The following is a 24,482-nucleotide window of genomic DNA, read 5'->3' as shown; positions in this document are numbered from 1 at the left end:
GCGGGTCTTTGCAGGGGCGCGCGTGCCGGTGTAACCTGACGTCGATGGGGAGAGACGCATGACCGCTGTGACCGAGGAGGTGCTGGACCGCCTGTTCGCCAGCCGCGATCTGGCCGAACTGGCCTTTGTCCATGCGCCGGTGGGGCTGGTGGTGACCGAGAACCGGGTGATCCGCGACTGCAACGCCGCCTTTGCGGCGATGTTCGGCTATTCCGTCCATGCGCTGCGCGACAGCACCTTTGCCATCCTCTATCCCAGCCAGGAGGAATTCGTGAATATCCGCAACCGCGGTGTGCGCGACCTGCAGGAAAGCGGCCAGTACTGGGACGAGCGGGTGATGATGCGCAAGGGCGGCGCGCTGTTCTGGTGCAGGGTGCGCGGCCATACCTTTACCCCCGACGCGCCGCTGGCCCGCGCGGTGTGGAGTTTTGCCGATCTCTCCGACACCCGCCCCTATCAGCCGCTGACCCGGCGCGAGCGCGAGGTCTTCTCGCTGCTGGGCGAGGGCAAGACCAGCAAGGAGATCGCCCGCACGCTGGAGCTCAGCTATCGCACGGTCGAGGTGCACCGGGCGCGGCTGCTCAGGAAATTCGGGGTCTCCAACACCGCCGGACTGTTCCAGTCGCTCGGCGACATCGGCGGCGCCCACGTGGTCAACGGCTAGCGGCAGGCCAGCGCGTCGGTCAGGCTCTCGGGGCCGGTATAGGGGCCGATGTCGCGCCGGGCGATGGCGCCGCCCCGCAGGGTGCTGGCGATAATGCGGAACCAGTTGGCATCGGCGGTGATGATCTCGGGTTCGGCGCCGGCGCATGTGCGGATGCCGCCGGAGAGTCCGGGCTCGCCGAACCGGTGGTTGGTCAGGTTCGGGGCATCGGCCACAGGGGTCAGCGCGCCGTTCCGGTACCGCCAGATGCGCAGGGTCCGGGCCAGGTGCGGGCGGTCGATATAGGCGATCTCGATTGCCCCGTCGCCATCCAGATCGGCGGCGCCGAGCTGGGCCAGCCAGCGGTTGCGCTGGCCGATATGGGGGGTGGTCGCCACCCGCCGCAGTTTGCCCCCGCTGTATTTGTAGACGGCCAGCCGCGCGCCGCGGTCGCGCTGCGATTCAACGGTCAGGATCTCGGGGGTGCCGTCGCCGTCGAGATCGGCCAGTTTCGGCGCGACATCCTCGAACACCAGGTCCGCCGGCAGCGTCACCACCGCGCCGACCTCACCGGTCAGGCAGGGCGGCGTCAGGCGGAAGGTGACTGACAGCGCCGCCCATTCCCAGGGGTCGCCGAGCGCGCCGTGCGGATAGCGGTCGGTCGGGTCGATATAGCGCGCGTCGAGGATCGCGCCGACGCAGGCAGAGGCGGCAGGGGCCGCGCGGGCGATGGCCGGCAGCGCCAGGATCAGAGACAGGCACAGCATCAGGCACGGCGCCAGGATCAGCGCCGCGCCATGTCGCATCAGATCTGCTTTTCGGGCATCTGCACGACCAGCCCTTCCATATCCTCGGTCACCTTGATCTGGCAGGTCAGGCGCGAGCGGGCCGGATCGGGCTGATAGGCGAAATCAAGCATGTCCTCTTCCATGTCTTCCTTGGCCGGCAGCTTCTCGACCCAAGCGGGATCGATGTAGACATGGCAGGTCGAACAGGCGCAGGCACCGCCGCAATCGGCCTCGATGCCGGGGATGTTGTTGTCACGGGCACCTTCCATCACGGTCAGCCCGACGGGCACCTCGACGACATGTTCGGTTCCGTTATGCTCGATATAGGTGATCTTTGGCATCTGCGCTGGGTCCTCTTCGGTGGTCCAGAACTCCTTAGACAAGCCGTCGGTGCGATTCCAGCCCGATTTGGCCGCTGCCGGCCCGGCTCGACAATTCGCCCTTGGTGTTCTACTTCTGTTCCATGGCGATGCACAACCCTTCCTCCATTCCCGTCCCAACCGTCCCCCCCGGCCGGAGCTGGCCACGCCCGCCCGCCTGCCTGCCGGCGGCGCGGCTGGACGACCCGCCCGGGGGCGCGCGCGTGGCGGTGGCCGGGCTGGTGATCCTGCGCCAGCGGCCGGGCACCGCCAAGGGGGTGATCTTTCTCACGCTTGAGGACGAGACCGGCGTGGTTAACGTGATCGTCTGGCGCAAGATCTATGAAACCTTCCGCCGCGCGGTGATCGCCGGGCGGCTGCTGCGGGTCACCGGCCGGGTGCAGCGGGGGCACGGGGTGACCCATGTGATCGCCGAGCGGGTCGAGGACATCTCGCCGATGCTCGACCTTTTGCTGGGCGGGGCGGGCTGAAATCTTTGCGCGCGCGGCAATCTGGGCTAACATGCGCGCAAGAGCACAAGAACCGCCTGCCGAGGCCCGAGCATGATCCACCCCCGTATCGTCCTGAGCGCGCTGGCGCTGGCCGGGCTTGTCGCCTGCGGCGGGCCTGCGGCCGATCTGGCCGCGCTGGGCGAGCCGGAGGTCACCCGCCAGATACAGGAGGCGCCCCCCGGCGCCCCGCCCGGCACCTGCTGGGGCAAGCATGTCAGCCCGGCGGTGATCGAGACGGTGACCGAACAGATCCTGCTGCAACCGGCCGAAGTCCATGCCGACGGCACGGTGACGCGGCCCGCCGTCTACAAGACCGAAACCGTGCAGAAAATCGTCCGCGAACGGCGCGAGACCTGGTTCGAGACCCCCTGCGCGCAGGATCTCACGCCCGAATTCCTGGCCAGCCTGCAACGCGCGCTCGCCGTGCGCGGGCATTTCAAGGGGGCGGTCACCGGCCAGATGGATGCCCGCACCCGGGCCGCCGTGCGCCGTTATCAGAAACCGCAGGGGCTCGATTCGGGTATCCTGTCGCTGGCCGCCGCGCGCAAGTTGGGGCTGGTGGCGGTCGAGCGGAACGAGGGCTGACGCCCCGCGCTTCTGCGCTGCCCAGATCCGCCCGCCGGAGGCGCCCGCGGCCCCGGGCCGGGCGCGCCGCTCACCGCTTGAAGAGCAGCGCCTGGGCCTTTTTGTCCTCGGAGATATTGCCGCGTTTCTCGGCGGCCAGCGCCCGGCCCGCCTGCACCGCGGGGCGGCTGCCCACGGCCTCGAGCCAGCGGGCGAAATGCGGCTTGTCGTCGATCCGCTGCTCCTGCCGCTTCCACAGATGCGCCCACGGCCAGATCGCCATATCGGCGATGGAATAGAAATCGCCCGCGACGAACTCGTTTTCGGCCAGCTGCCGGTCGAGCACGCCGTAAAGCCGCCCGACCTCGGCGCGGTAGCGGTCCTTGGCATAGGGCAGGTCCTGCGGCGGCTCCATCGCCGGGGCGTATTGCAGGAAATGATGCGCCTGACCCGCCATCGGGCCGACGCCGCCCATCTGCCACATCAGCCACTGATCGACCGCGATCCGTTGCCGTTCGGTCGTGCCGCAGAATTGCCCGGTCTTGCGGGCGAGGTATTGCAGGATCGCGCCGGATTCAAAGATCGAGACCGGCGCGCCGTCCGGTCCCTCGGGATCGGTGATGGCGGGCATCCGGTTGTTGGGCGCGATCTTCAGGAACGCCGGGTCGAACTGGTCTCCGGCGGTGATGTCGACCAGATGCAGCGCATAGGGCAGGCCCATCTCCTCCAGCGCGATGGAGATCTTCCAGCCGTTCGGCGTGGGCCAATAGTAGAGATCGATCGGTGCGCTCATGTCTGCCTCCCCTGTTCGCGGCGCGATCATGAGGCTTTCTGCGCAAAGGGCAAGAGGCGCGGGCCAGGCGGCAGCGCAAGAAGCCGTGACCAGCGCGGTGCCTGGCGCGGCGGCACCGCATGGCGCAGCGCGCTGAGCGGCAGCCGGTCCGGGCGGCGCAGCAGATGTTTGTAGAATTGCAGCGCGCCGGGCCGCGTGAACCCCGACCAGTGGCAGACCCTCCGCTCCGGCGCGCCGATCGCCGCGCCCAGCCGGGACAGGTGATCCAGCGTACCGGCGCAATCGAGTTGCAGCGTCACCGCGTTGGGCGCCTGCAGCCCGTGGCCGATGGCGTGGTCGCTGGGGAAGGGCGGGGGGACCAGCCGCTCGAACAGGAAATCGAACGGGTCGTTCTCGCGGCTGGTGATGTTGAGGAACTCCGCCGCGCCGCCCGCCGGGGTGGCCAGCGCGGCCTGCGCGCGGCTGTGATAGCAGGCCCCGGCGAGCGATATGATCCGCCCGACCGACCCGGCGGGCAGGTGATGCAGCGCCTCAAGGGCCAATTCGGTGCCCAGCGAATGGGCGATCAGATGCACCGGGCGCCCGGGCGCCTGGTCGTGCAGCGCCGCGATCACCCCGGCCAGCGCGCGCCCGGCCAGCCCTGCCCGGCGCTGCGCCGCCCAGAGCGTGCCGCGCGCCGCCCAGCCAAAGGCGACCGCCAGCCCCTCGGCGGGCAGCCCGGTGCCGAACCCCAGCTGCCGCGGCCAGCTCGGCGCCGACCAGGGCAGCGCCTCGGGATGCAGCGCCAGGATATGGCGGTGTGGACAGTGCTGCCGGTGGCCCGGCTGGTACTTGAACCCGTGGATCATCACCACCGCCGGCCCGTCGGTCGGCCCGATCCGCGCCAGCGCGGCCCCGACCGGGGCGGGGCTGGTGTGCAGCCCTGCGGTTTCGCCGATTGCGTTGATCCGGATGACAGGCATGGCTCCAGCCCCATACACAAGATGTTGTGGCCGCTATGGCGCAGGCCTGTGACGCCGCCGTGACGGAACCGTTACATCCTGATGACGAAGGGGCGGCATCTTGACGACTGGCCGCGCGCGGCGTATGCCGGGTCCACTTCGAGAGATCGTGGCGATTTGTTACCGGATTGCGGGCCACGTTAAACACACCGCTAAAAGGTCAGGATGAAAGACCCCTTTCGCTTGGCCGCGATCGGGGTTTTTTTGTGCCCTTTGGACAGGGCCGGAGGATGGGAACATGAGCGACACCTGGAAACCACGCACCACCGCGGTCCACGCGGGCACCCGCCGCAGCCAGTATGGCGAGATGAGCGAGGCGATCTTTCTGACCCAGGGCTTTGTCTATGACAGCGCCGAGGCGGCCGAGGCGCGGTTCGTCTCGGCGGGCGAGGATGAATATATCTATGCCCGCTACGGCAACCCCACCGTGCGCATGTTCGAGGACCGTATCGCCGCCATCGAGGGGGCCGAGGACGGCTTTGCCACCGCCTCGGGCATGGCCGCCGTCTCCGGCGCGCTGAGCGCCATCCTCAGGGCCGGCGATCACGTGGTCGCCGCGCGGGCGCTGTTCGGCTCCTGCCTCTATATCCTCGAAGAGGTGCTGACGCGCTATGGCGTCGAGGTCACCTTCGTCGACGGCACCGACCTGGACCAGTGGCGCGACGCGATCCGCCCCGGCACCCGCGCGGTGTTCTTCGAGTCGGTCTCCAACCCCACGCTCGAGGTGATCGACATCGCCGCGGTGTCCGACCTGGCCCACGCGGCGGGCGCGCTGGTGGTCGTCGACAACGTCTTTGCCTCGCCGGTTTTTTCCGATGCGGCGGCGCAGGGGGCGGATCTGATCATTTATTCGGCGACCAAGCATATCGACGGGCAGGGGCGCACGCTGGGCGGCGTGATCCTTGGCACCAAGGAGCTGATCCGCAAGGTCGTGGAACCCTATATGAAGCATACCGGTGGCGCGATGAGCCCGTTCACCGCCTGGGTGATGCTCAAGGGGCTGGAAACGATGGATCTGCGGGTGCGCGCCCAGGCCGCCAACGCCCAACAGGTGGCCGAGGCGGTGCAGCATCACCCGGCGCTGTCCCTCGTGCGCTATCCCGGTCTGGCCGCGCATCCGCAATACGACCTCGCCCGTGCGCAGATGGGCTCCGGGGGCACCGTGCTGTCGCTGGATCTCAAGGGCGGGCAGCCGGCGGCGTTCCGGTTCCTCAACGCGCTGAAGATCGCGCAGATCTCGAACAACCTGGGCGATGCCAAGACCATCGTCACCCACCCGGCCACCACCACCCACCAGCGCCTGAGCGAAGAGCAGCGCGCGCGGCTGGGCATCACGCCGGGGCTGGTGCGGATTTCGATGGGGATCGAGAACGCCGAGGATCTGCTGGCCGACATCACCGGCGCGCTCGACGCCGCAGGCTGATCGCAAAAGGTCGCGCCCGGGTCCGATAAACATGTGATCCGGAGGTAACTTTTTTGCGTAATGGGGATTAGGAATGGAAATCATTGCCCCCCACGCCTAGGTTTGGCGGGCAGATCAAAGGGGACCGCCGATGAACATACAGCTTCCCTCGCTGGACCGCGCTCCGGACCAAAAGGCGGCTGCGGCCGCGCTCGATGTGCTGCGGTCCTGGGCCGTTTCGGCCAGCCCGGAGGAGATCGCGCAGCTTGATCCCGCGATCGCGCGGCTGCTTGGCGGGGGCGCGTCGAATTCCTATCCCGACCTGTCGCGCCATTATCCGCAGGGGTTCGTCGCCGACGAGGCCTATCGCGCCACGCTGCCCGATCTGCAGAACGGCCCGGCCAGCCTGATCCGCGGCGCCAAACAGCACATCCAGCATGTGGGGATCTCGAATTTCCGCCTGCCGCTGCGGTTTCACACCCGCGACAACGGCGATCTGACGCTGGAGACCAGCGTTACCGGCACCGTCAGCCTGGAGGCCGACAAGAAGGGCATCAACATGTCCCGCATCATGCGCTCGTTCTATGCCCATGCCGAGCGGACCTTCAGCTTCGAGGTGATCGAGGCGGCGCTGGACGATTACAAGAGCGATCTGGACAGTTTCGACGCCCGCATCCAGATGCGCTTTTCCTTTCCGATGAAGGTGGACAGCCTGCGCTCGGGGCTGGCCGGCTATCAGTATTACGATATCGCGCTGGAACTGGTGGAGACCGCTGGCACGCGCAAGAAGATCATGCATCTGGACTATGTCTATTCCTCGACCTGCCCTTGTTCGCTGGAGCTCAGCGAACACGCGCGGTCGCAACGTGGCCAGCTTGCCACGCCGCATTCGCAACGTTCGGTGGCCCGGATCTCGGTGGCGCTGGACCCCGATGCGCCCTGCCTGTGGTTCGAGGATCTGATAGATGCCTGCCGCCGCGCCGTGCCGACCGAGACACAGGTGATGGTCAAGCGCGAGGACGAACAGGCCTTTGCCGAGCTGAACGCCGCCAACCCGATCTTTGTCGAGGACGCGGTGCGTCTGTTCTGCGCCGAGTTGCAGGCCGATCAGCGGATCGGCGATTTCCGCGTCGTCGCCAGCCATCAGGAAAGCCTGCACAGCCACGATGCCGTCAGCCTGCTGGTGGAGGGTGAGACCTTTGCCGCCGAAAGCCTCGATCCGCGGCTGTTCGCCTCGCTGATCCACGCGGGCTGAGCTGGAGGCTCTGCCGAACGGGGGGCCGGCCGGCCCCCTTTTCCGCGTTGCGGCAAAAATTGCTGCAATTGCGAAAAGATCGCGCTATACTGCCTCTGTCCCGCGCGCCCCGCGGCGTGCGGCCCGACGGTCAAGAGCGGAGCGACAGCACGATGATCCCGACCTTCTCTCCTCTTCAGGCCCAGTTCGCCGCAATACGCATCGCCAGCTATGCCGTTGGCCAGCAGGTCTCGGCGATGCAGACACTGGCCCGGTTTGCCGCGCAGATCCCGGCGCATCAGTCGCGCCTGGCAACCGCGGCCTGGCGCAGGCCCGACGCGGCGGCGGCCCCGTCACCGGCCCCGAAGGCAAAACCGGCGGCTGCGGCAGAACCGGCTGCGGCCGCTGCGCAACCGGCAACTCCGACCCCGAAGTCCGCGGCACCACGACCGGCCGCGCGTCGCGCCCGCGCGGCGGCACCGGCGGCCGCGCAACCCAAAGAAAAACCGACAACAAAACCCACGGCAAAATCTGCCGGCCCCGATCCGGTGCCACGCAAACGCCCCCGCGCGCCGTCCAAACCGCCGCAGATGCCGGACAACGACGGGTGACCGAAGGGGCAGCGTCCGCGTCCGCGCGTCGCGCTTGACAGCCGGCGCGCGGCACGCCAACCCTGCCGCTCATGTTTGATCTGCGCCCTGTGGGATATGTGATCGGTCTGCTCGTCGCCATTCTGGGCGCGACCATGATCCTGCCGTTGATCGCCGACCTGATCGAGGGGCGCGGCGAATGGCCCGTGTTCCTGGAAAGCGGCCTGATCTCGGTCATGACCGGCGGTCTGATCGCGCTGAGCTGCGCCAATGGCGTGCGCGAGGGGCTGACCATCCAGCAGACCTTTTTGCTGACCACCGGCGTCTGGGTGGCGCTGCCGGTCTTCGGGGCGATTCCCTTCATGCTGGGCGCGACCGAGCTGCGCTTTGTCGATGCGTTCTTCGAGGCGATGTCGGGCATGACCACCACCGGCTCGACCGTGCTGACCGGGCTGGACGATCTGCCGCGCGGCATCCTGTTGTGGCGCGGTATCCTGCAATGGCTGGGCGGCATCGGCATCATCGTCGTGGCCATGGTGTTCCTGCCCGAACTGCGGGTCGGGGGGATGCAGATCTTCCGCTCGGAGGCGTTCGAGACCATGGGCAAGATCCTGCCCCGCGCCACCGCGATCGCCGGCCAGATCTCGACCATTTACATCGCGCTGACGGTGGCGTGCCTGTTCACCTATATGGCGCTGGGCATGTCGTTCTTCGATGCGCTGGTGCATGCCTTCACCACCTGTTCCACCGGCGGATTCTCGAACTACGACGCCTCCTTCGGCACCTTTTCGGGGCCGGCGGAATATGCCGCCTCGTTCTTCATGATCCTCGCCGCGCTGCCCTTCGTGCGCTATGTGCAGCTGATCAACGGTCAGGCCCGGCCGCTGCTGCGCGATAGCCAGGTGGGCGTGTTCCTGACGATCATCGCGGTGCTGGTGATCGTGACCACGCTGGTGCTGACCGCGATCTTTCCGCATCACTGGGAACAGGCGATGCGCGAGGCGCTTTTCAACATCACCTCGATCATCTCCGGCACCGGCTATGCCAGCGTCGATTACATGACCTGGGGCAGCTTTCTGATCATGCTGTTCTTTTTCATCGGGCTGATCGGCGGCTGCGCCGGCTCCACCGCCTGTTCGGTCAAGGTGTTCCGCTATCAGCTTCTGTTCTCGTCCATCGCGGTGCAGATCCGGCGCATCCGCAATCCGCACGGGGTCTTCAGCCCGCGGTTCCAGGGCCGCACCGTGGGCCCCGATGTGCTGAGCTCGGTGATCTCCTTCTTCATGTTCTTCGTGGTCTCGCTGGGCGTGCTGTCCTGGGGGCTGGCGCTGACCGGGCTGGACATGATCACCTCGATCTCGGGGGCGGCGACGGCGCTGGCCAATATCGGTCCCGGTCTGGGCGACCGGATCGGTCCGTCAGGGAATTTCGGCGGGCTGAACGATACCGCCAAGTGGATGCTGTCGGTGGGGATGCTGGTGGGGCGGCTGGAACTGATGGTGGTCTATGCCATCCTGACGGTGAAGTTCTGGCGGGCCTGACCCGCTGCCTGGCACCCAAGCAGGGGCGGGGCTGACGGAGGCTTAAGGTGAAGCGCCGCCTGTCAAGACAAGGGCGTATCGGTCCTCTGCCGACAGAGCCAGCCGCGCAGCGGGGCCTTGCCCGGAGGACGGTTTAACGAAAAAGCCCCGGCGCAAGGGCCGGGGCTTTCATGTCACTGTCCTGACTTGTCAGAGCCCCAGCTTGGCCTGGACGATATCGTTGACCGCCTTGGGGTTGGCCTTGCCGCCGGTGGCCTTCATCACCTGGCCGACGAACCAGCCGGCCAGTTTCGGGTTGGCCTTGGCCTTTTCCACCTGCGCCGGGTTGTCGGCGATCACCTGATCCACCGCGGCCTCGATGGCGCCGGTGTCGGTCACCTGCTTCATGCCGCGCGCCTCGACGATTTCGGCCGGATCGCCGCCCTCGGTATAGACGATCTCAAACAGATCCTTGGCGATCTTGCCCGAGATGTCGCCCCTGGAAATCAGATCGATGATTCCGCCCAGCTGCGCCGGGTCGACCGGGCTGGAGGTGATGTCGTGATCTTCCTTCTTCAGCCGGCCGAACAGCTCGTTGATGACCCAGTTGGCGGCCAGCTTGCCGTCGCGGCCCTGCGCCACAGCCTCGAAATAGGCCGCTGTCTCCACCTCGGCGGTCAGCACGCTGGCGTCATAGTCGGTCAGGCCGAAATCGGACATGTAGCGGGCCTTGCGCGCATCCGGCAGTTCGGGCAGCGCGGCGGCGATCTCATCCACCCAGGTCTGTTCGATTTCCAGCGGCAGCAGGTCGGGATCGGGGAAGTAGCGGTAATCATGCGCCTCTTCCTTGGACCGCATCGAGCGCGTCTCGCCCTTGTCGGGATCGTAGAGGCGGGTTTCCTGCACCACCTCGCCGCCGGCCTCCAGCAGGGCGATCTGACGCCGCGCCTCGACCTCGATCGCCTGCTGGATGAACCGCATGGAGTTCATGTTCTTGATCTCGCAGCGGGTGCCCAGATGGCTGAAATCCTGGGTTTCCCAGTATTTCTCATACTCCCCGGGCCGGCAGACGCTGACGTTGACGTCGGCGCGCAGGTTGCCGTTTTGCATGTTGCCGTCGCAGGTGCCCAGATAGCGCAGGATCTGGCGCAGCTTGGCGATATAGGCGGCCGCCTCCTCGGGGCCGCGGATGTCGGGGCGGCTGACGATCTCCATCAACGCAACGCCGGTGCGGTTGAGATCGACAAAGGACATGTTCGGATCCATGTCGTGGATCGACTTTCCGGCGTCCTGCTCCAGGTGGATGCGTTCGATCCGCACCATGCGCGCGATGCCCTCGCCCAGCTCGACCAGCACCTCGCCCTCGCCGACGATGGGGTGATAGAGCTGGCTGATCTGATAGCCCTGCGGCAGGTCGGGATAGAAATAGTTCTTGCGGTCAAAGGCGCTGACCAGGTTGATCGCGGCCTTCAGGCCCAGCCCGGTGCGCACCGCCTGCTCGACGCAGAATTCGTTGATCACCGGCAACATGCCCGGCATCGCCGCGTCGACGAAGGACACGTTGGAATTCGGCTCGGCCCCGAATGTCGTCGAGGCGCCCGAGAACAGCTTGGCGCGGGAGCTGACCTGCGCATGCACCTCCATGCCGATCACCAGTTCCCAGTCGTGCTTGGCCCCGGCGATCACCTTGGGCTTGGGGGGCTCGAATGTCAGGTCCAGCATGGGGTGCCTCGTCTCCGCGAATGTCCGGCCTGCGTTCTAGGCCAGAGCGCCGGTCACGGCAAGGGGATCAGACGCCGCCGGTCACGCCCCCGGTCACCGGCCCGTCGGGGGTGAAGGTGATGCGCAGCCCGCGGTCGAGATCGTCGCGGAACTGCTCGGCGATGGCGCGCAGCCCGTCGGCGCGGCCGCGGGCGGCGAATCCCTGGGTCGAGGTGACGCGGGCATTGTTGTCGAATCCCTGCGCCGCATGGGCCCAGATCAGCGGGTGCAACTCGGTCAGGTGGTCGCGGATCAGCCAGCCGGCGCAGGCGGTGATGCGCGCGCGCGGGCTGTCGGCGCCGGCGTCGGCGCCGTTACGGCGCAGGGTGATCGCGCAATAGGCGGCGAGCAGGTTGATCATCTCCTGATCGGGCCGGGCGGCGACGATGTCGCGCAGCCCGTCGATGAAGAAATCGACATCCACCCGGTCGCAGGCCGCCGGATCCTGGGCGATGGCATCGAACGAGACCCAGGCATAGGCGCCGGCGCCCCAGATCGCCTGGGTGCGGGCGGCGGTGCGCCGCGCCTCCAGTTCCAACGCCGCATGGCTGCCGCCGACGCGCGGCAGCAGATGCGCGCCGAGCGCGCGCATCGCGCGGAAATTCTTGGGGTCGAGGTCGATCAGATCACCATAGCGGTCGGCCAGATCGGGGGCGGCGCCGGGCTCGCGGGCCAGCAGCGCGCATTGCGCGGCGGCGATGGCCGGGCTGTCCAGCGCGGTGGCGTCGAACGGTGCCAGCAGGCGTGCGGCACGGTCGAAATGCGCCGCGCAGCGCTGGCGGTTCAGCGCCGGCAGGGTGGTGGCCGCGCCGGTGCCGCGCCAGGCCCATCCGATATCGGTATGGGCCTGGGCCACCACCAGATTGACATAAGGATCGTGGCGATGCTCCTGCCGCACCGCCTCCAGCGCCATGATGCCGGAGAGCAGCGCGGCATCGGTTCCGCCCGCCCCCTCGGCCAGCGCATGTTCGACCGCATGCACCACGTCGCAGCGGGCGCCATAGGCCAGCGCCTCGGCCAGTGGAACGCCGCCGGGCGAGGCGCTGCGCGCCGCATCGGCGGCGGCGATTTCCCGGGCCAGTTCGGTCCAGCGGTCCTGCCGCGCCAGGAACAATCCGCGGTCCTGCGCCGCGCGTCCGGTGTCATGCTCGGCCGTCAGATCGCGGATCGGAATGTCGAGGTAGGCCTCGATGTCGACCTCGGGGGCCGCTTGCGGCACCTTCGTCGGCTGCGGCGCAAATGGGCCGGGGCGCGCGGCCGCGATCCGGGCCAGGGCCTGGCCGAGCGGGGGCGTGAGGGCGCGCAGCGCGCGGCGGGTGGTTGTCAGCATGGGGTATCCCAGGGGGCGGTTGTGGCAAGATTGTCAGGAACTTTTGCCGCGCAATGGGGCGCAATCATGGCGCCTTGGCGGTGTTTGCCGCCACCGATTGGGGAATTTGCGTGGCATTGTTTACCGATTGGTGGTCATCGCCTGTTGCGCCGGGGACGGCGGCGGCGATTGTCCACGGTGCGGCAACCGGCGCCGGTCAAAGCTGGGTGAAGTGATGCCGCTCCACCCGCAGGCCGCGCGCCATGAGCGCGGCCTCCAGCGCCCGGTGCGGCGGCAGGGATTCGTCCGGCAGCCGGATCCTGCGGCCCGAGCGCAGCACCGCCGTGGCCCGTACCGACAAATCCCATCGGGTGTCCAGACGCATGTGGTCGATCTCGTCCAGCGCCAGTTCGCCGTGCCGCCGCCCGCTGTGCCAGCGGATCGCGGCGTCGTCCAGCCGCAGCCCGGCGGTGGGGTCGGCGTATAGATCGTAGAGCGCGGGCAGGGTGGGCAGCGCCAGAAGCGCCATCAGCCATCGGGCCGCGTTATAGAAAATGATCGCCGCCAGCAGCGCGCCATAGACGCAGATCAGAACGCCCAGCAGCCGCGGGGTTCGCCCGCGCCGGGAAAAGCTGTAGGCGGCGGCGCCCGGGCTCAAGGCCCGGTCCCGGGGGCTCCGGTTCCGCGCCGCGCCACCTCAGGCGCCCCTGATGCGGCTGATCATCTCGCCGGCGTCGCGCGACAGATCCGGGGTCGCGGCGATGCGGTCGAGCTGGGCCGCAATCATCTCCTGCCGCCCGGCGTCATAGCGTTTCCAGGTCTGAAAGGCGGTGCACATCCGCGCGGTGGTCTGCGGGTTCAGCGGATCGAGCCGGATCAGCCAGTCCGCCAGCAGGTCGTAGCCCGCGCCTGAAGAATCATGGAACCCCGCATGGTTGCCCGCTAGCGCCCCGAACACGGCGCGGAAGCGGTTGGGCGTCTTCCAGGTGAAATCGGGATGCTCGGTAAGGGCCTTGGCGACCGCAGCGGCCCGGTCCGGCTTGGCCTTCATGATCTGCAGCATGAACCACTTGTCGATCACCAGCCGGTCGTCCTTCCACTGATCGTAGAAGGCGGCGAGTTGCGCGTCGCCGGTCTCGGCGCCCAGCAGGCAGCCCAGCGCCGAGAGCTGAAGCGTCATGTTGTCGGCCGCCTCGTATTGCGCCGCCGCCTGCTTTCCCCCGTCCAGGCGCGAGATCAGGTCGAGCGCCGCGGCCCCCAGCGCGCGCTTGCCCGACTGTTCCGCATCCGGCGCATAGGGGGCATCGACCTGAGCCTCGGCGTAGATATCCGGCAGCATATCCTGCAGGTCGCGCGCCAGCGCCTGTTTCAGATCCTCGACCGCGATCCAGATCGCCGCCGGGTCCGGGGTGATGCCGGCCTCGTGCAAGTGGCCTGCCAGTTCCGATTGCCCCGGCAGGCCCAGCATCAGCGCGCGATAGGCCGGATCCAGGCTCTTGTCGCGCAGCAAGGTGCGGATACCATCGAGATAATCGGGCAGCGGCGTGGCGTCGCCCGTGGCCATTTCGACCAGCGTTTCGCGGGCCAGCGCGCGGCCAGCCTCCCAGCGGTGGAACGGGTCGGTGTCATGGGCCAGCAGGAAGGCGCGCTCGGCAGTGTCGGTTTCACGCTCCACGATCACCGGCGCCGAGAAATCACGCAGGATCGAGGGGACGGGTTTCGCCGCCAGCCCCTCGAAGGTGAAGGACTGCGTGCCCTCGGTCATTTCCAGCACCCGCGTCGGCACCACCTCGTCGCCATTGGGGCTCAGTAGCCCCACGGCGACCGGGATGACCTGCGGCTGCTTGTCTGGCTGGCCCGGGGTGGGATCGGTGTGCTGGGTGAGGGTCAGCGTATAGGTGCCTTCGGAAAACTCCTCTTCGACCTTCAGGCGCGGCGTGCCCGATTGCGAATACCAGCGCTTGAACTGGCTCAGGTCGCGCCCGGTCACGTCCTCGAAGACCTTGAGCCAGTCCTCGATGGTGCAGGCCTGCCCGTCATGGCGCGCGAAATAGAGGTCCAGCGCCTCGGCATAGGCCGCATCGCCCACCAGCCGTTTGAGCATGCCGATCACCTCGGCGCCCTTCTCGTACACCGTGGCGGTGTAGAAGTTGTTGATCTCCTGAAAACTCTCGGGCCGGACGGGATGCGACAGCGGCCCGTTGTCCTCGGGGAACTGGCGCGCGCGCAGGTCGATCACATCGGTGATCCGTTTTACCGGCGCGCTGCGCATGTCCGAGGTGAACTGGCTGTCGCGGAACACCGTCAGCCCCTCTTTCAGGCAGAGCTGGAACCAGTCGCGACATGTGATGCGGTTGCCGGTCCAGTTGTGGAAATACTCATGCGCGATGATCGCCTCGATGCGTTCGAAATTGGCGTCGGTCGAGGTGTCGGGCGAGGCCAGCACGCAGGAGGAGTTGAAGATGTTCAGCCCCTTGTTCTCCATCGCTCCCATGTTGAAATCATCGACGGCGACGATGTTGAAGACATCCAGGTCGTATTCCCGGCCATAGGTGTCCTCATCCCATTTCATCGACTTTTTCAGCGCCTCCATGCCAAAGGCGCATTTGTGCTCGTCGCCGGGCCGCACCCAGAGGTTCAGGTCGACGGATTTTCCGGAAATGGTGGTAAAGCTGTCGGAATGGGCCACCAGATCGCCCGCCACCAGCGCGAAGAGATAGGCGGGCTTGGGCCAGGGGTCGTGCCATTCGGCCCAGCCCTCGCCCCGCTGCACCGGATTGCCGTTGGACAGCAGCACCGGCAGATCGCCGTTGATGCGCACGGTAAAGGTGGACATCACGTCGGGGCGGTCGGGGTAATAGGTGATCTTGCGGAACCCCTCGGCCTCGCACTGGGTGCAATACATGCCGTTCGACATGTAGAGCCCTTCCAGCGCGGTGTTGTTCGCGGGGTCGATCTCGACCTCGGCCTCCCAGACAAAGGGCGCGTCGGGGGCGGCGACACGCAGCCCCTCGGCGGTGATCTCGGGCGAAACCGCCGTGCCGTCGATGGCCGCGCGGATCAGCCTGAGCTTTTCCCCATGCAGAAAGAAGCTGCGATCCTCGGTCTCCGGATTGGGGCTGAAGGCGATGCGGCTGGTCACGCGGGTGGCGTTGGGACTCAGATCAAAGGTCAGGTGCACCTGGTCGACCAGATAGCCGAAAGATTTGTAATCCTTGAGGTAAACGGTATTCGGGGCGGCATCGCGCATGGGGGCCTCGCTGGTTGGATTGGCGCCGACGTTAGGCAAAGAGCCTGCCCCCCGCAAGGTGGGCGCAAACCTCGCCCGGCAGTCTTTCAGGTGTCTTTCAGGGTGGGTTTGAAACAGCTATCGGCAAAATTGGTAAAAAGATTTGACCATGATGTTGCCGATAGGAAACTTTCGTTCTAGACGGTGACTGACACCCGAATTAGAGGGTGGGCTGTATCGGATTGCGCAGGAGGCGTTTGGCAATGACGGAGAGAGTGGATCGCAACGGGCTTCAGGTGGCTGCGGATCTCGCGGCGTTCATCGAGGACCGGGCTCTGCCCGGCACCGGCGTGGCGGCGGATACCTTCTGGGCCGGGCTGGCGCGCATGGTGGCCGAGCTGGGGCCGAAGAACCGCACCTTCCTGGCCACCCGCGAAGAGATGCAGGGCAAGATCGACGCCTGGCATCTGGCGCATCGCGGCCAGCCGCATGACGCCGCCGCCTATGAGGGATTCCTGCGCGAGATCGGCTATCTGCTGCCCGAGGGCGCGGATTTCTCAATCGACACCGCCGGGGTCGATCCGGAAATCGCGCAGGTGCCCGGCCCGCAGCTGGTGGTGCCGATCACCAACGCGCGCTTTGCGCTGAACGCGGCCAATGCGCGCTGGGGCTCGCTCTATGATGCGCTCTACGGCACCGACGCGCTGGGCGATCTGCCCGCAGGCGGCGGTTACGACTCTGCCCGCGGCGGTCGCGTCATCGCCTGGGCCAAGGCGCATCTGGACAAGGCGGTGCCGCTCACCGGCGCCTCCTGGGCCGATGTGACCGGCATCGACCAGGATGCTGGCGGGGTGATCATCGCCAGCCCGCAGGGTCCGGTGCGGCCGGCCGATCCGGCGCAATATGCCGGGCGCAACGGTGCCGGGTCGGAGTATCTCTTTACCTGCAACGGGCTGTATATCCGCGTCGTGCTGGGCCCCGACACGCCGGTCGGCCGTGACGATCCGGCGGGCATCAGCGACGTGATCCTGGAATCGGCCATGTCCACCATTATGGATTGCGAGGACAGCGTCGCGGCCGTGGATGCCGAGGACAAGGTGCTGGCCTATGCCAACTGGCTCGGCCTGATGAGGGGCGATCTGAAGGAGAGCGTGAGCAAGGGCGGAAAGACCTTTGACCGCGTGCTGGCGCCGGATCTGGAGTTCACGGCGCCGGACGGAAGCGCGATCGCCCTCAAGGGCCGGTCGCTGATGCTGATCCGCAACGTCGGCCACCTGATGACCAACCCGGCGATTCTGGACGGGCAGGGCGGCGAGATCCCCGAGGGGCTGCTCGACGCGCTCTGCACCACGATGATCGCCATGCACGACCTGAAATCGGCGGGCGGCAACTCGCTGCACGGCTCGGTCTATGTGGTGAAGCCCAAGATGCACGGCCCGGCCGAGGTCGGTTTCGCCGTCGAAATCTTCGACATGGTCGAGGATATTCTGGGTCTGCCGCGCAACACCGTCAAACTCGGCATCATGGACGAGGAGCGCCGCACCAGCGCCAACCTCAAGGAATGCATCCGGGCGGCGAAATCGCGGGTGGCCTTCATCAACACCGGTTTCCTCGACCGCACCGGCGACGAGATCCACACCAGCATGGAGGCGGGCCCCATGCTGCCCAAGGGCGAGATGAAATCGACCCCCTGGATCACCTCCTACGAGGATCGCAACGTCGACATCGGGCTGGCCTGCGGGTTGCAGGGCCGGGCGCAGATCGGCAAGGGCATGTGGGCCATGCCCGACCGTATGGCCGACATGCTGGAGGCCAAGATCGGCCATCCGCAGGCGGGGGCCAACTGTGCCTGGGTGCCCAGCCCGACGGCGGCCACGCTGCACGCAACGCACTATCACCAGATCGACGTTCTGGCCCGCCAGAACGAGATCAAGGCCGGCGGCGCGCGCGGCACGCTGGGCGATCTGCTGACCATCCCGGTGATGGTGGGACGCAACCTTTCGGACGAGGAGATCAGCCGAGAGATCGAGAACAACGCCCAGGGCATCCTCGGCTATGTGGTGCGCTGGATCGACCAGGGCGTCGGCTGCTCCAAGGTGCCGGACATTCACGATGTCGGCCTGATGGAAGACCGCGCCACCTGCCGGATTAGTTCTCAGGCGCTGGCCAACTGGCTGCACCACGGCGTGGTGAGCGAGGATCAGGTGATGGCGGCCCTGCGCAAGATGGCCGCGGTTGTGGACCGGCAGAATGCCGGCGACGCCGCCTATCGGCCGATGGCGCCGGGCTTTGACGGCATCGCCTTCCAGGCCGCTTGCGATCTGGTGTTCAAGGGCCGGGTGCAGCCCTCGGGCTATACTGAGCCGGTGCTGCACCGCCGCCGGCTGGAACTGAAGGCGCAGCAGGCGGGTTGAACGAATGCGGGAGGGGGCTGTCCGCCCCCTCCTGGCCTTGCGGCCGATTTCACCCCCGAGAATACTTCGGGCCGGAAATAGACGAAAACGGAGAAGATCAGATGGCGATTACGCTGGATCAGGCGCGGACGATCATCCGCGCGGCACGCGACAAGGGCCACGAGCTGGGGCTGAAGCCGCTTTCGGTGGCGGTTCTGGACGCGGGCGGCAATCTGCTGGCCTTCGAGCGCGAGGATGGCGCGGCGCCGGGCCGCTTTGCCATTGCCCACGGCAAGGCCTATGGCGCGGTGATGCTGGGCATGCCCGGCAGCGCCCAGATGGCGCGCGCCGAGGCGCAGCCCTATTTCATGGCCGCCGTCAACGGCGTCTATGGCGGCCAGGTGATCCCGGTGCCCGGCGGTGTGCTGGTGCGCGACGGCGCCGGCGCGGTGATCGGTGCGGTCGGAGTGACCGGCGATACCTCCGACAATGACGCGGCCGCCGCCTTGGCGGGGATCGCGGCCGCGGAACTTGCCGGCGAAGGCTGAGCGCGGCGGGCGAAACTGCCCACTCTTCGGGCAGAGGCGCGCCGCTGTGCGCTCCGGCACAGCCGGTTGCGCCGTGATGCAGGGGCGGGGTGTTGCAGCGCCCCGCCCCGCGCTATATCAAGGTCGGGAACACACGCAGAAGTGAGCGCTTTATGGCCCGCCCCGTCGTCGGCATCATCAGCAATTCCTTCCTGATCAACGACAGCTATCCGGCCCATGCGGGCGGAACCATGAATTCCGAGGCGGTCGCCTGCGTGGCGGGGTGCCTGCCGCTGCTGATCCCGGCCGATCCGCGGGTCTGCCCGGTCGAGGAACTGCTGGAGACCTGCGACGGCTTTCTGCTGACCGGCGGGCGGCCCAATGTCCATCCCGAGGAGTATGGCGAAGAAGAGACCGCGGCCCACGGCGCCTTTGACCGCGCCCGCGATGCCGTCGCCCTGCCGCTGGTGCGGGCCTGCGTCGAGCGCGGCCAGCCCTTTCTCGGCATCTGTCGCGGCTTTCAGGAGGTGAACGTGGCGATGGGCGGCTCGCTCTACCCCGAGATCCGCGATCTGCCGGGGCGGATGAACCACCGGATGCCGCCCGAGGGCACGCTGGAAGAGAAATTCGCCTTGCGTCACCGGGTTCGGCTGGCCGAGGGCGGTTTGTTCCACAAGGTCTTTGGCGCCCCCGAGGTGATGACCAACACGCTGCACGGCCAGGGGATCAAGCGCCCGGGCGCGCGGATCGAGATCGACGGCTGGGCGCCGGACGGCACGCCGGAGGCGATCTATGTCAGGGATGCGCCGGGCTTTACCCTGGCGGTGCAATGGCACCCGGAATACGACGCCGCCAACGATCCTGTCTCGCGGCCGCTGTTCACCGCCTTTGGCGAGGCGGTCCGGCACTGGGCCGCCAGCCGCCGTGCCCCCCTGCAACGCAGCGCCTGACCGTCTGTCCTTGACCTGACGCAAGGCATTTGTCCGGATTTCCCTTAGGCTGGCCTGAACTTGCCAGATGACGGGGAGGGCAATGCGATGCGCCTGTTGATTTGTTATGCCAGCACCGAGGGGCAGACGCGCAGGATCTGCCGGTTCTGCGCCGAGCAGGTCGTGGCGCGTGGCGACAGTGTCGAGATGTTGCCGGTCGGTGAGGCCGGAGAGATCGATCTGGCGCCCTTCGATGCGGCGATCCTGGCCGGCTCGATCCATGTCGGCAAGCTGCAGGGCGGTCTGGCCGATTTCGCCGCCACCCATGCCGGGGCGCTGAACCGGATGCCGACGCTGTTTCTGGTGGTGTCGCTGGCGATCGCGGGCGGCGATCCCGGCGACCGCGCCGAGTTGGATCGTATCGCGGCGGACTTCGCGGACAAGGCGGGCTGGACGCCCGGGCAGGTGGCCCACGTGGCCGGTGCCTTCCGCTTTACCGAATATAATTTCTTCGAGGCGCTGGCGATGCGCTGGATCGCCCATCGCAAGGGGCAGGACGTCGATCCGCATGAGGATACCGAGTTCACCGATTGGGCCGCGCTGGCGGAGGTGATCCGGGAGTGGCCAGGGGAATAGGCCATCGTTTGAGAAGTTGCGGTAGCGAGTTGGGCAGATCTTCGAGCACTGCCCGGGCCAATGGCCCGGGCAATGGCCTCAGGTCAGCAGATCGAAGTCATGCATCAGCGGCAATTGCCGCGCCCGCGTCCCCGTCAGGTCGTAGAGCGCATTGGCCAGCGCCGCCATCGCCGGCGGCGTGCCGGGCTCGCCCGCGCCGGTGACATGCTCTTGGTTTTCCAGGATTTTCACCTCGGTGACGGGCGTGTTGTGGATGCGCAGCGCGTCGTAATCGGGGAAGTTGAACTGCTCCACCGCACCCTCGGCAAAGGTGATCTCGCCGAAACAGGCGGCTGACAGCCCATAGATCATGGCGCCGGTGAATTGCGCCTCCAGATTGCCCGGATCGAGTGCGGTGCCGACATCGGCGGCGATCCAGGCACGGGTCATGCGGATCGGCCCGCCTGCATCGGTCACCTCGATCACTGTCGCCGTGGGCACCCCGAAGCTGTAGCAAAAACCAACGCCGCGACCGATGCCGGCGGGCGTCTGGCAGGTCCAGCCCGACATGTCGCGCACCGCCTCCAGAACCTTGGCCGAGGGGGCGTGTTCGTCCGCCGCCAGCTGCAGCCGGAACTTCAGCGGGTCAACCTTGGCGGCATGGGCCATCTCGTCGATGAAACAGTCGAACAGGAACCCGTTCATCGACGATCCGACCGAGCGCCAGAACCCCACCGGGATGTCCAGATCGGCCAGATAGCCGCGAATGCGGAAATTCGGGATCGCATAGGGCTGGTTGAAGGCGCCGTCCACCGTGCCCTTGTCGGGCCCCGCCGCCGGCAGGCCCAGCCAACGGGCCATCGCCTGCTGGGTGGCCGATTGCGCGGCGATCTGGCCGTCCAGAAACACCGCTGTGCCGTCCTTCACCCCGCCGCGGAACCGCGCCATGGCGCCGGGGCGATAGTAGTCGTGGCGCATATCCTCTTCCCGGCTCCAGGTCAGCTGGATCGGCGTGTCGGGGAGCTCTTTCGCCACCCGCGCGGCATAGACCGAGAAATCGACCTCTGCCCGCCGGCCGAAGCCGCCGCCCATATAGGTGGTGTGCAGCTCTACCGCCTCCGGCTCCAGCCCCACCGCCTCGGCGCAGGCCTTCTGCACCAGCAGCGGCGCCTGATTGCCGCTCCAGACCTCCAGCTTGATGCCGGAATAGAGTGCGGTGGCGCTCATCGGCTCCATGGTGGCGTGCGCCAGATAGGGCACCTGGTATTCGGCCGTCACCTCACTGGCCCCCAGCGGCAGGGCAGAGGTGTCGCCGTCGTCGCGCAGGGTGGAATTCGCCTCGCCGTCGAGGGCCGCGGCGATGCGGTCGAACACCGCGTCGGTATCGGCGGGGTTGGGGCTCGGGGCCCAGTCGATCCTTACCGCCTCGGCGGCCTGCATCGCCAGCCAGGTGTTGGAGGCGATGACAGCGAGGCCGTCGCCCAGGTTGACCAGCCGGTCGACACCGGGCATCGCCCTGGCGGCGCTGTCATCGAAGCCGATCATGCGACCGCCCAGGTGGGGGTTCATCCTGAGGGCGGCGAACTTCACGCCCGGAACCCGGGTGTCGATGCCGAACCGGGCGGTGCCCGTCACCTTGGCCACCATGTCGATGCGCGGCTGGGTCTTGCCGAGGATGCGCCATTGCGCTGGCGGGCGCAGCGGGGCGTCGACGGGATCGAGCTTGCCCGCATCAACCGCCAGATCGGCATAGGGGATGCGGGTGCCATCCGGCGCGACCACCTCGCCGCGTTCGGTCTTGAGCTGGGCGCGGTCGACCCCCAGCCGGTTCGCGGCGGCCTGTTTCAGCGTCTCCCGCGCGCTGGCGCCGGTGGCGCGCATCCGCTCGAACCCGTCGGGCATCGAGGTGGAGCCGCCGGTGACCTGCATGTCCATCACCTTGCCGATCCTGCCGACCTGTTCAGCCAGCGCATGGGCGAAATCCGAGCGGTCATAGCCCTTGCCGGGCAGCGCCTCGCCCAGCATGGCCGAGTTGTAATAGGCCTGTGCCGGCGGGCCGTGCAGCACGCGGACCTGATCCAGATCCACGTCCAGCTCCTCGGCGATCAGCGCCGCCCAGGTGGTGTGCACCCCCTGTCCCATCTCGGCGCGCGGGGCGATCAGGGTGATGCCGTTCGCGTCGATCATCATGAAGGGGTTGAGCGTGGCGCCGCCCTCGGGCGCCGTCAGCGGGTTGGGCGCGGGACGGGCGACGTAATAGGCGCCAAAGGCGACCCCGCCGACCAGTGCGGCGGAACCGATCAGGAAGGTGCGGCGGGCGATTTTTCCGATGCTGGCCATTGCCTTATGCCTCCTTCATCATCTGGGCGGCGCTGTGGATCGCGGCGCGGATGCGGGGATAGGTGCCGCAGCGGCAGAGGTTGCCCTGCATCGCCTCGTCGATCTCTTCGTCGCTGGGGGCGGGGGTTTGGGCCAGCAGCGCGGCGGCCTGCATGATCTGCCCGGACTGGCAATAGCCGCATTGCGCCACCTGATGCGCGGCCCAGGCCTGCTGGATCGCCGAGAGCGCGTCCGGCGTGCCCACCCCCTCGATGGTGGTGACCGCGCCCGCCACATCGCCGAGCGCGATCTGACAGCTCCGTACAGCTTCGCCGTCGATTTGTACGGTGCAGGCGCCGCAGGCGGCGACGCCGCAGCCGTATTTCGTTCCGGTCAGCCCCAGTTCGTCCCGCAGCACCCAGAGCAGGGGAACATCCTCGGGCAAATCCACGCTGTGGCGGGTTCCGTTCACGGTAAGGGATACTGGCATGGGACACTTCCGGTTGTGATGGGTAGGCTATGACAAAAATATCAAGGAATGTCATTCTGTCAATTGACAATTTTGTGCAATAGTGTCAGATCATCAATATGAGCGAAAATCCCCCCGATCCGCGCCGGCAGGCGATCCTCGAGTCCGCTGCTCGCGCCTTTACCACCTACGGGTTCCGCAAGACCTCGATGGACGACATAGCGCGCGGCGCCGGGGTGTCGCGCCCGGCGCTCTACCTGCATTACCGCAACAAGGACGACATCTATCGCGGGCTGGTGGGCCTGCATTACGACCATGCGGCACAGGCGGTCGCGGCGGCGCTGGCGGGCGCGGGGACGCTGACGGAGCGGCTGGGCGCGGCCTTTGTCGCCCAGGGCGGCGAGGTCGCCGAGATGATGCTGAGCTCGCCGCACGGGATGGAGCTTCTGGACATGGGCACCGCCACCGCGGCGGACCTGGTTCAGGCGGGCGAGGCGCGGCTCGCCTCGGTCTACGCCGACTGGCTGGCGCGGATGGCGGCCGAGGGCCGGGTCAGTCTCACCGGCCCGGCGCAGGAGATCGCGGCGACCTTCACCGCCGCGCTAAAGGGCATCAAATGCGCGGTGCCCGATTACCCCACCTACCAGGCGCGGCTGGATCAGCTTGCCGCGCTGATGGGCGCGGCGCTGACCCCGCGCTGAGGGCTAGGCCTGGCCGCCGGCGATCTCGATGCACTGGCCGTTGATGCTTTGCGAACCCGGGCCGACCAGCCACAGGGCGGCGGCGGCGACCTCTTCGGGCTCGATCAGGCGCCGGTGGCGGTTGGCGTCGATCATCACCTTGCGGGCTTCTTCCTCGCTGATGCCGGCGCGTCGGGCAATGCTGTCGGTGTTGCGGGTGACGATCGGGGTGTCGACATAGCCCGGACAGATCGCGTTGAAGGTATAGGGAGTGCCGATGTAATCCTCGCTCAGCGCGCGGGTCAGCCCGATCACCCCGTGTTTCGAGGCGGTATAGCCCGCCGCGCCCTTCAGGCCGCGCAGCCCGGCGATGGACGAGATGGTGATCACCCGCCCCCAGTCGGTGCCCAGCATGGTCTTGAGGCTTTCGCGCATGGTCAGAAATGCGCCGTCCAGATTGGTCGCCATGATGTTGCGCCACATCTCGAGCGAGGTCTTGTGCAGCGCCCGCCCCTCGGCAATGCCGGCGTTTGCGACACAGATCTGCACCGGGCCGCGCGCCGCCACCGCCGCACCGACCTTGGCGACCACATCGGCCTCGTCGCGCACATCCATCGCCAGGCCGGTCATATTGGCGCCCGCGACCTCGTCCAGAACCTCCTGACGGCGGCCGGTGATGGTCACCTGCGCGCCCTGGTCGGCCAGCATTTGCGCGATGGCCAGGCCGATTCCGGTGCCGCCGCCGGTGACCAGCGCGTGTTTCCCGTTCAATGTCATCTTCCCTGTCCTCCTCTGGGTTTGCGCCACCCTAGCGGAGGCCGCAGGCGGGGCAAGGGCGGCCGTTC

The 24,482-nt window shown here is 67.4% G+C and carries 23 protein-coding genes and 1 riboswitch; of the genes, 12 read left to right on the top strand and 11 right to left on the bottom strand.

Annotated features, from left to right (window positions below; genetic code table 11):
* Window positions 1–58: 58 nt before the first annotated feature.
* A complete protein-coding gene (locus E1832_RS17745) occupies window positions 59–664 on the top strand; it encodes a LuxR family transcriptional regulator (protein WP_133361109.1) in 606 nt (201 codons plus the stop codon).
* On the opposite strand, the gene E1832_RS17740 is transcribed toward E1832_RS17745, so the two are convergent.
* Entirely contained in the window at window positions 661–1,449 is a 789-nt protein-coding gene (locus E1832_RS17740) for an FG-GAP repeat domain-containing protein (RefSeq protein WP_245514034.1), read from the bottom strand. The two genes, E1832_RS17745 and E1832_RS17740, sit on opposite strands and share 4 nt — an antisense overlap.
* Entirely contained in the window at window positions 1,449–1,772 is a 324-nt protein-coding gene (locus tag E1832_RS17735) for a 2Fe-2S iron-sulfur cluster-binding protein (RefSeq protein ID WP_133361108.1), read from the bottom strand. The genes E1832_RS17740 and E1832_RS17735 overlap by 1 nt, the downstream gene beginning before the upstream one ends.
* A gap of 128 nt (window positions 1,773–1,900) precedes the next feature.
* Here E1832_RS17735 and E1832_RS17730 point away from each other — a divergent pair, with 128 nt between their 5' ends.
* Together E1832_RS17730 and E1832_RS17725 are read left to right on the top strand one after the other, a co-directional pair.
* Window positions 1,901–2,281: an OB-fold nucleic acid binding domain-containing protein gene (locus E1832_RS17730; RefSeq protein ID WP_206021077.1), complete on the top strand. Its 381-nt coding sequence runs from the start codon at window positions 1,901–1,903 to the stop codon at window positions 2,279–2,281.
* Between the two features lie 72 nt (window positions 2,282–2,353).
* Window positions 2,354–2,887, top strand: a complete 534-nt coding sequence (locus tag E1832_RS17725; protein ID WP_133361106.1) for a peptidoglycan-binding domain-containing protein — start codon at window positions 2,354–2,356, stop codon at window positions 2,885–2,887.
* 70 nt (window positions 2,888–2,957) lie between these two features.
* On the opposite strand, the gene E1832_RS17720 is transcribed toward E1832_RS17725, so the two are convergent.
* On the bottom strand, window positions 2,958–3,659 hold the full coding sequence (locus E1832_RS17720; RefSeq protein ID WP_133361105.1) for a glutathione S-transferase N-terminal domain-containing protein: 702 nt from the start codon (window positions 3,657–3,659) through the stop codon (window positions 2,958–2,960).
* 26 nt (window positions 3,660–3,685) lie between these two features.
* Window positions 3,686–4,621: an alpha/beta hydrolase gene (locus E1832_RS17715; protein ID WP_133361104.1), complete on the bottom strand. Its 936-nt coding sequence runs from the start codon at window positions 4,619–4,621 to the stop codon at window positions 3,686–3,688.
* Window positions 4,622–4,759: 138 nt separating this feature from the next.
* A riboswitch (SAM riboswitch) is annotated at window positions 4,760–4,836 on the top strand.
* A 62-nt stretch (window positions 4,837–4,898) separates the two neighbouring features.
* Between E1832_RS17715 and metZ the strand changes: the two genes are divergently transcribed.
* From metZ to E1832_RS17695, 4 genes are all read left to right on the top strand, one after another.
* On the top strand, window positions 4,899–6,083 hold the full coding sequence (gene metZ / locus E1832_RS17710; protein ID WP_133361103.1) for an O-succinylhomoserine sulfhydrylase: 1,185 nt from the start codon (window positions 4,899–4,901) through the stop codon (window positions 6,081–6,083).
* A 130-nt stretch (window positions 6,084–6,213) separates the two neighbouring features.
* On the top strand, window positions 6,214–7,317 hold the full coding sequence (gene folE2, locus E1832_RS17705; RefSeq protein WP_133361102.1) for a GTP cyclohydrolase FolE2: 1,104 nt from the start codon (window positions 6,214–6,216) through the stop codon (window positions 7,315–7,317).
* Between the two features lie 152 nt (window positions 7,318–7,469).
* A complete protein-coding gene (locus E1832_RS17700; protein ID WP_133361101.1) occupies window positions 7,470–7,907 on the top strand; it encodes a hypothetical protein in 438 nt (145 codons plus the stop codon).
* A gap of 71 nt (window positions 7,908–7,978) precedes the next feature.
* Entirely contained in the window at window positions 7,979–9,427 is a 1,449-nt protein-coding gene (locus tag E1832_RS17695) for a TrkH family potassium uptake protein (protein WP_133361100.1), read from the top strand.
* A 189-nt stretch (window positions 9,428–9,616) separates the two neighbouring features.
* Here E1832_RS17695 and gatB read toward each other — a convergent pair whose 3' ends face one another.
* The 4 genes from gatB to pepN form a co-directional block, all read right to left on the bottom strand.
* Entirely contained in the window at window positions 9,617–11,128 is a 1,512-nt protein-coding gene (gene gatB / locus E1832_RS17690) for an Asp-tRNA(Asn)/Glu-tRNA(Gln) amidotransferase subunit GatB (RefSeq protein WP_133361099.1), read from the bottom strand.
* A gap of 67 nt (window positions 11,129–11,195) precedes the next feature.
* Window positions 11,196–12,497 (bottom strand): hypothetical protein, encoded by a 1,302-nt coding sequence (locus tag E1832_RS17685; protein ID WP_245514033.1) that lies wholly within the window; start codon window positions 12,495–12,497, stop codon window positions 11,196–11,198.
* A 196-nt stretch (window positions 12,498–12,693) separates the two neighbouring features.
* Window positions 12,694–13,134, bottom strand: a complete 441-nt coding sequence (locus E1832_RS17680) for a hypothetical protein (RefSeq protein WP_133361098.1) — start codon at window positions 13,132–13,134, stop codon at window positions 12,694–12,696.
* Window positions 13,135–13,173: 39 nt separating this feature from the next.
* Entirely contained in the window at window positions 13,174–15,726 is a 2,553-nt protein-coding gene (gene pepN, locus E1832_RS17675) for an aminopeptidase N (protein ID WP_133361097.1), read from the bottom strand.
* 242 nt (window positions 15,727–15,968) lie between these two features.
* Here pepN and E1832_RS17670 point away from each other — a divergent pair, with 242 nt between their 5' ends.
* The 4 genes from E1832_RS17670 (at window position 15,969) to E1832_RS17655 (ending at window position 20,190) form a co-directional block, all read left to right on the top strand.
* Window positions 15,969–18,119: a malate synthase G gene (locus tag E1832_RS17670; RefSeq protein WP_133361096.1), complete on the top strand. Its 2,151-nt coding sequence runs from the start codon at window positions 15,969–15,971 to the stop codon at window positions 18,117–18,119.
* 101 nt (window positions 18,120–18,220) lie between these two features.
* On the top strand, window positions 18,221–18,646 hold the full coding sequence (locus E1832_RS17665; protein WP_133361095.1) for a GlcG/HbpS family heme-binding protein: 426 nt from the start codon (window positions 18,221–18,223) through the stop codon (window positions 18,644–18,646).
* A gap of 152 nt (window positions 18,647–18,798) precedes the next feature.
* Window positions 18,799–19,575, top strand: coding sequence for a gamma-glutamyl-gamma-aminobutyrate hydrolase family protein (locus E1832_RS17660; RefSeq protein ID WP_133361094.1), 777 nt, complete (start codon window positions 18,799–18,801; stop codon window positions 19,573–19,575).
* 87 nt (window positions 19,576–19,662) lie between these two features.
* A complete protein-coding gene (locus E1832_RS17655) occupies window positions 19,663–20,190 on the top strand; it encodes a flavodoxin domain-containing protein (RefSeq protein WP_133361093.1) in 528 nt (175 codons plus the stop codon).
* A 78-nt stretch (window positions 20,191–20,268) separates the two neighbouring features.
* Here E1832_RS17655 and E1832_RS17650 read toward each other — a convergent pair whose 3' ends face one another.
* Complete coding sequence (locus E1832_RS17650) at window positions 20,269–22,509, bottom strand: xanthine dehydrogenase family protein molybdopterin-binding subunit (RefSeq protein WP_133361092.1); 2,241 nt, start codon at window positions 22,507–22,509, stop codon at window positions 20,269–20,271.
* 4 nt (window positions 22,510–22,513) lie between these two features.
* Window positions 22,514–22,978: a (2Fe-2S)-binding protein gene (locus E1832_RS17645; RefSeq protein WP_133361091.1), complete on the bottom strand. Its 465-nt coding sequence runs from the start codon at window positions 22,976–22,978 to the stop codon at window positions 22,514–22,516.
* Window positions 22,979–23,076: 98 nt separating this feature from the next.
* Between E1832_RS17645 and E1832_RS17640 the strand changes: the two genes are divergently transcribed.
* Window positions 23,077–23,658 (top strand): TetR/AcrR family transcriptional regulator, encoded by a 582-nt coding sequence (locus tag E1832_RS17640; protein WP_133361090.1) that lies wholly within the window; start codon window positions 23,077–23,079, stop codon window positions 23,656–23,658.
* Between the two features lie 3 nt (window positions 23,659–23,661).
* On the opposite strand, the gene E1832_RS17635 is transcribed toward E1832_RS17640, so the two are convergent.
* Entirely contained in the window at window positions 23,662–24,414 is a 753-nt protein-coding gene (locus E1832_RS17635) for an SDR family NAD(P)-dependent oxidoreductase (protein WP_133361089.1), read from the bottom strand.
* Window positions 24,415–24,482 lie beyond the last annotated feature (68 nt).

Source organism: Antarcticimicrobium luteum (genome assembly GCF_004358185.1).
Classification (GTDB): Bacteria; Pseudomonadota; Alphaproteobacteria; order Rhodobacterales; family Rhodobacteraceae; genus Antarcticimicrobium; species Antarcticimicrobium luteum.
This window is presented reverse-complemented; position numbering and strand designations above follow the sequence as displayed.